Source organism: Microcoleus sp. BM001215392, from assembly GCF_036700185.1.
In the GTDB taxonomy this organism is placed as follows: Bacteria; Cyanobacteriota; Cyanobacteriia; order Cyanobacteriales; family Microcoleaceae; genus Microcoleus.
This window is the reverse complement of sequence record NZ_JAUBOJ010000659.1, coordinates 1-1,911: the sequence shown is the minus strand read 5'-3', so window position 1 is coordinate 1,911 and position 1,911 is coordinate 1. Positions and strand designations below refer to the sequence as shown.

The window sequence follows — 1,911 nt, the reverse complement described above, 5'->3', positions numbered from 1 at the left end:
CGCAACATTCGCTCGATCGCACTGGGCATCTCGGCTACACTAACGGCTGGGAAGATTTGCCGTCCAAAGGGCAAGTCTTTTTTACCTGCATAAATGTTGTAACCTGGGATGGTTTCGCCTTTGTGGTGAATCTGAATTCCTACTAGGGTGATATCTATTGGCTGGTGTTGGGCGCAGGACTTGGAGCAGCCGCTGAAATGTATATTGATCGATCGGTCGATCGTCAGTTTTTGCGCTAAATCCCTCACCATTGCTAGGGCGTCACTTTGAGTATCTGTCGCTGCTGACGCACAGCCGCTGCTACCGGCGCACGCAACTAAGCAGGAATCTAGGCGAGTTGCGGATGAGTGCAATCCTAAATCGGCGATTTGCTGATTGACCTCGAAAACCTCGGAGTTGGGGATGTCAGAAATCAGCAGATTTTGCCACGGCGTGAGTCTCAGGGTGCTTCCGCTTAGATTTTTGGCTAAATTTGCCAAATTTCTCAGTTGCTTTGATTCTAGCTTGCCTAGGGGCAGTGCAATGCCGATGTAGGAGAAATCGGACTGTCGTTGAGTGTGAATGCCGAGATTGCTGTTGGGTGCGATCGCCCTTTCAGAAAGCTCGATCGACTCTCGCCGCAATGCAAGCGGTAAATTTTTCTCTACTTTTTTTAGATATTTTTCAGTACCCCAATCACCGATTAGATGACGCAAACGCGGTTTTTTGCCATTGATTCGCTGCTGATTTTTGGTATATTCAAGATACGCGTTTGTTAAGCTTGCTAATACTGAAATACATTGCGATTCTTCGATAATAATTCCTGTCTCGACGCCGTTTAAATGCAGGCTAAAAATTATTTCGGAATTTGTCGGTCGTTTTTGGGCTACTAATAAAATATCGTTACGTAAATCGCGGATCGAAACTGATTCTCCGCCGTCGAAACCAATGCTGAATTTAGCGGAAAGTTCTGATAACTCAGGATGGGTTTGCAGGTAATTATCCCAAGCTGCAACTAGCGGGCGAGTATCGAGTAAGTTTTGGCGATCGATTCCTGCTGTTGGGCTTGCCATTATATTGCGAATTGGGTCAACTTCAATGCGGCGAGATGCTAATCCCAATTCCTGCAAATCTTGCCAAACTTCTGCGGGAATTTCCGAGTGCAATTCTCGGATTTGCAAATTTGCGCGATTTGTGACTTGCAAACAGCCGGTACTGTAGCGATCGACTAAATTGGCGATCGCCCCACACTGCGCTACATTTAAAATTCCGCCCGGAATCCGCATCCTCGATAATATTCCGTCTCGGGCGCGGGAACCGGAAAATAAGCCCGGACAAGTCGGTAAATCAGTCAAAGCTAACAAATAATCTCCTTCCCCGTGCGACGCAGGGAACCTACAAGTAAACGCGACAAACGCGCCCTGAAATCGGCATTCTGACTTTCACAGTTGCGGCACAGCGCCGGAATTGCACCGGACTTTCCCGCTTTCAGGTTTCAGAAATGTATCATAAGTCGATCGCCAGCAGCACAAAATCTCAAATTTCTTAACAAATGCCCGATTATTTTGTATAGTTGCTAATCCGAACTCTCCAGTACGCCGGAATATTCCATTTGTTAATATAAATTTCCCGTTCCCCAGGCAGCAACCGCCACCAAAATGGTAGCCAAACTTCGTGCAACCAAGCTTCTTGATAACCTTGTCGCCAGCCAACGTCCTCTCCTGGAAACATTACCCAAGGTGGCATGATTTCATTTCCTGTTTCCATTGTGGCAATCTGCGACAGCATCCATTCGTCCCATTTGTTTTTATGATTCGCTAAAAATCGGATTTTTTGATATATAAACATAACTATTATTTTAAATCTTGAAAAGCCTCTCACTGTTGAAGAGGGCTCTCGCATGACCGAATATAAGTTATTAGTTATAATCCC

At 45.9% G+C, this 1,911-nt stretch carries 2 protein-coding genes and 1 riboswitch; both genes read right to left on the bottom strand.

Going from position 1 to position 1,911, the window contains the following annotated elements; all coding sequences use genetic code 11:
- Nucleotides 1–1,343: precorrin-3B synthase (gene cobG / locus QT974_RS33895; protein WP_333472742.1), on the bottom strand; the 1,343-nt coding region annotated here is incomplete at its 3' end.
- Nucleotides 1,344–1,399: 56 nt separating this feature from the next.
- A riboswitch (adenosylcobalamin-variant (AdoCbl-variant) riboswitch) is annotated at nt 1,400–1,479 on the bottom strand.
- A 60-nt stretch (nt 1,480–1,539) separates the two neighbouring features.
- On the bottom strand, nt 1,540–1,827 hold the full coding sequence (locus QT974_RS33890; RefSeq protein ID WP_333472741.1) for a hypothetical protein: 288 nt from the start codon (nt 1,825–1,827) through the stop codon (nt 1,540–1,542).
- Nucleotides 1,828–1,911 lie beyond the last annotated feature (84 nt).